This is a genomic window from Ideonella sp. P3_A4, from assembly GCF_056403075.1.
In genome coordinates this window covers 1-4,339 of the sequence record NZ_JBFUGE010000514.1, presented here as the reverse complement: position 1 = coordinate 4,339, position 4,339 = coordinate 1, and the positions used below count along the sequence as shown (strand labels likewise).

Below are 4,339 nucleotides of genomic sequence, written 5' to 3'. Positions count from 1 at the left end.
GTCCAGCGCGATCGGATTGAATTGCGGGTGCGTCAGCATGGGGCGGGATGATACGGCGCCCGCCGCGGTCGCCCCCTCGACAAGGCCCTTTCAGCGCGGCTTACGCAGAGGCCAGTGCCGCTGCCACGAAAGCCGCGAAGCGCCCGGCCACCGCCCCGCTCCCTGGGGCCCAGACCAGGCTGGTTTCGCATTGCGGGGCCCCTTCGTTCAGTGAGGCCGGCAAAGCGCGGTAGACGACGCCTGGGCGCTGCAGCTGCGTCATCGAGCGCGGCACCCAGGCCAACCCCAGGCCGGCCGACACCAGGTTGACGATGGTCTGCATCTGGATCGCCTCTTGCGCCACGACCGGCGACACACCGTGCCGGTGGTAGTAACCGAGCACCGCGTCATACAGCGACGGCGCGATGACGCGAGGAAAGATCACCAGCGGCTGCGCCAGCAACTCAGCCACGCGCAACCGGTGCGCAGTGGCCAGCTCAGTGCCCTCGGGCAGCGCCAGCACCAGCGGCTCGCAGCCCACGGACAAGCGCGACCAGGGCTCCAGCCCCGCCGCCACGCCGGGCGCGTGCAGCACGAAGCCGGCATCGGCCTCGCCACGTGTCAGCGCCTGCAGTTGGACGTCGGTCGTGGCCTCGCGCAGCACCACCTGCACGCCCGGCTCGGCCTGGCGGAAGCCCCGCAACCAGCCCGGCAAAAGGCCGAATCCGACCGTCGAAACGAACCCCAGGCGCAGCCGCCCCACCGCGCCTCGCCCGGCCGCCTGCGCCACGCCGGGCAGCGCGGCCGCCTGCTGAAGCAGATGGCGCACCGGCTCGACCAGCGCTTCACCGGCGGCGCTGAGCGCCACCCGACGTCTGTTGCGCTCGAACAGTGCCACGCCCAGCTTGGCCTCCAGCTGCTGGATGGCCATCGTCAGCGGTGGCTGGGTCATGTGCAAGCGCTGGGCCGCCTGGCCGAAATGCAAGGTTTCAGCCAGCGTCAGAAATTGCCGCCAAGCCCGCAGCTCGATGGTCTGAGCGACGTCGTCATTCATATGCCAAGCATATTACTGCGCCATCTTGAATATATTGGACGCGCGTTTTGGCCGGCGGGATACTCGCCAGCCATTGCCCCAGCCCCCGCGAGGAGACCCCGATGAGCCTGAACCGCCGCTCCAAGAACATCACCGAAGGCGTCGCCCGTGCGCCGAACCGATCCATGTACTACGGCATGGGGTACCAGGAAGGTGATTTCGGCAAGCCGATGGTCGGTGTGGCGAACGGCCACTCGACGATCACGCCCTGCAACTCTGGCTTGCAAAAGCTGGCCGATGCCGCGGTGCAAGGCCTGAAGGAAGCCGGCGCCAATCCGCAGACCTTCGGCACGCCGACCATCAGCGACGGTATGGCGATGGGCACCGAGGGTATGAAGTACAGCCTGGTGTCGCGCGAGGTGATTGCCGACTGCGTCGAGACCTGTGTCGGTGGCCAATGGATGGACGGCGTCCTCGTCATCGGCGGGTGCGACAAGAACATGCCGGGCGGCATGATGGGCATGCTGCGCGCGAACGTGCCGTCGATCTACGTCTATGGCGGCACCATCCTGCCGGGCCATTACAAGGGCCAGGACTTGAACATCGTCAGCGTGTTCGAAGCGGTCGGCCAGTTCTCGGCCGGCAACATGAGCGAAGAAGATTTCTGCCAGATCGAGCGCCGCGCGATCCCCGGCACCGGCTCGTGCGGCGGCATGTACACCGCCAACACGATGAGCTCGTCATTCGAGGCGCTGGGCATGAGCTTGCCCTACTCGTCGACGATGGCCAATGTCGAAGACGAGATCGTGGCCAGCGTCAAGCAGTGCGCTGCAGTGCTGGTCGAGGCGATCCGCCAAGACCTGAAGCCACGCGACATCGTGACCAAGACGGCGATCGAGAACGCGGTGGCCGTGATCATGGCCACCGGCGGCTCGACCAACGCGGTGCTGCACTTCCTGGCGATCGCGCACGCGGCTGAGGTCGAGTGGACCATCGACGACTTCGAGCGCGTACGCCGCAAGGTGCCGGTGATCTGCGACCTGAAGCCCAGCGGCCGCTTCCTGGCGATCGACTTGCACCGCGCCGGCGGCATCCCGCAGGTGATGAAGGTCTTGCTGAACGCAGGCCTGCTGCACGGCGACTGCATGACGATCACCGGCAAGACCGTGGCGGAGAACCTGGCTGATGTGCCCGATGCGCCGCCCGCCGGGCAGGAAGTGATCCGCCCGATCGCACAACCGATGTACGACGAAGGCCACCTGGCGATCCTGAAGGGCAACCTGTCGCCCGAAGGCTGCGTGGCCAAGATCACCGGCCTGAAGAACCCGGTGATCACCGGCCCGGCCCGCGTCTTTGACGACGAGCAATCGGCGCTCGCCGCCATCATGGCCAAGCAGATCAAGGCCGGCGACGTGATGGTGCTGCGCTACCTCGGCCCCAAAGGCGGCCCGGGCATGCCCGAGATGCTGGCGCCGACCGGCGCGCTGATCGGTCAGGGCCTGGGCGAATCGGTCGGCTTGATCACCGATGGCCGCTTCTCAGGCGGTACCTGGGGCATGGTGGTGGGCCACGTGGCGCCCGAGGCCTACGAAGGCGGCACGATCGCGCTGGTGAAGGAAGGCGACTCGATCACCATCGACGCGCACCAGCTGAAGCTGGAGCTGAATGTCGACGATGCCGAACTGGCGCGTCGCCGAGCCGCCTGGCAGCGCCCTGCCCCGCGCTACACGCGGGGTGTGCTGGCCAAGTTCGCGAAGAATGCTTGCAGCGCCAGTGGCGGCGCGGTGCTGGACCGATTCGAGTAGGCGCTTGGGGCCAGGCGCGGCCCGAAGCTCGGCACGCGCCTTGCCGCGAAGTTCAGCGGCGGCGGGAAKACGTGCCGCGCTTCGGGTCTTTCGGGCCGAGCCCGAGGTTGTCGATGTTGCGGGCGCGGCGCTCGGCCTTGCGCTCGTCGTCGCGTTCCATTTCGCGCCGCTTGGTCATGCCGCTCGCGTCGGACCAGGCCCACCAGACGAGACCCAGAATGAAGGGCAGCACCAGCTTCCACAGGTCGCCGAAGAACTCGAGGTTCCAGTCGGCCATGGGGCTGACGCCAGCGATGCGCAGGACGATCAGCAGGACCCCGATGATGATGAACAGCATGGCAAGCCTCCAACGCGGCCGGTGAACGATGCCGCAAGGCCGCAAGCCCAGCGTCAACGGAAGTTTGTAAACTGCGTTGCATGGACTGTAAACCAGTCGCACTGGTCTCAGCCCAACTCAACCCATCTCATCGCCGCGAAGGACACCATGAAATCTCTGATCGCCCTGCTCGCCGTGGCCGCCGTGTCACCGGTGTTCGCCAACGCCGACCTGGCCGCCAAGAAGAACTGCCTGGCCTGCCATGCCGTCGACAAGAAGCTTGTTGGCCCGGCCTACAAGGACGTGGCTGCCAAGTACGCCGGCCAGAAGGACGCCGCGGCCAAGCTGGCCGAAAAAATCCAGAAGGGTGGCGTGGGCGTCTGGGGGCAAGTGCCGATGCCTGCCAACCAGGTGACGCCGGAAGAAGCCAAGCAGTTGGCTACCTGGGTGCTGCAGCAGAAGTAATCCTTCTCGCTGCCCCCAACGAAAGAGCCCCGCAGCGCGGGGCTTTTTTGTTTGTGCTGATCGCTGACTTGCGTTGGGGTTCTGGTGTTCCCTCACATCGCTACGCGATATGAGTGAACCCCGAACCCAACCATCTCGCCGCACAGCGGCGACGGCTGCGGAGCAGCCGCTGGATCAGTTGTTCTCTGACAACTGATCCAGGATGGCTGGGTTCTCCAACGTGCTCGTGTCCTGGGTGATGGCTTCGCCCTTGGCAATCGAGCGCAGCAACCGCCGCATGATCTTGCCCGAGCGGGTCTTGGGCAGGTTGTCGCCGAAGCGGATGTCCTTGGGCTTGGCGATCGGGCCGATCTCCTTGCCGACGTGGTCGCGCAACTGCTTCGCGATCGCCTTGGCTTCGTCGCCCACAGGCCGCGGGCGCTTGAGCACGACGAAGGCGCAGATCGCCTCGCCGGTGGTGTCGTCCGGCCGGCCGACGACCGCTGMTTCGGCCACCAGCTCGGTGCAGCTGACCAGCGCCGATTCGATCTCCATCGTGCCCATGCGGTGGCCCGAGACGTTCAACACGTCGTCGATGCGGCCGGTGATCGTGAAGTAGCCGGTCTTCGCGTCGCGGATCGCACCGTCGCCCGCCAGGTAGTAGCCCTTCAGTTCCGGCGGGTAGTAGCTCTTCTTGAAGCGCTCGGGGTCGCCCCAGATCGTGCGGATCATCGCCGGCCAGGGCTTCTTGACGACCAGGAT

At 66.4% G+C, this 4,339-nt stretch carries 5 protein-coding genes; 2 read left to right on the top strand and 3 right to left on the bottom strand.

Annotated elements, in window-relative coordinates; all coding sequences use genetic code 11:
- Positions 1-100: 100 nt before the first annotated feature.
- Positions 101-1,033 (bottom strand): LysR family transcriptional regulator, encoded by a 933-nt coding sequence (locus tag AC1DYI_RS27930; RefSeq protein WP_477207384.1) that lies wholly within the window; start codon positions 1,031-1,033, stop codon positions 101-103.
- Between the two features lie 101 nt (positions 1,034-1,134).
- On the opposite strand from AC1DYI_RS27930, the gene ilvD reads away from it, so the two are divergent.
- Complete coding sequence (gene ilvD / locus AC1DYI_RS27925; RefSeq protein ID WP_477207383.1) at positions 1,135-2,817, top strand: dihydroxy-acid dehydratase; 1,683 nt, start codon at positions 1,135-1,137, stop codon at positions 2,815-2,817.
- Positions 2,818-2,869: 52 nt separating this feature from the next.
- Here the strand turns inward: ilvD and AC1DYI_RS27920 are convergent, their stop codons facing one another.
- Positions 2,870-3,154 (bottom strand): TIGR04438 family Trp-rich protein, encoded by a 285-nt coding sequence (locus AC1DYI_RS27920; RefSeq protein ID WP_477207382.1) that lies wholly within the window; start codon positions 3,152-3,154, stop codon positions 2,870-2,872.
- Between the two features lie 147 nt (positions 3,155-3,301).
- On the opposite strand from AC1DYI_RS27920, the gene AC1DYI_RS27915 reads away from it, so the two are divergent.
- Positions 3,302-3,598, top strand: a complete 297-nt coding sequence (locus AC1DYI_RS27915; protein WP_477207381.1) for a c-type cytochrome — start codon at positions 3,302-3,304, stop codon at positions 3,596-3,598.
- 174 nt (positions 3,599-3,772) lie between these two features.
- Here the strand turns inward: AC1DYI_RS27915 and AC1DYI_RS27910 are convergent.
- A partial coding sequence (locus tag AC1DYI_RS27910) for an AMP-binding enzyme (RefSeq protein WP_477207380.1) occupies positions 3,773-4,339 on the bottom strand: 567 nt, incomplete at its 5' end.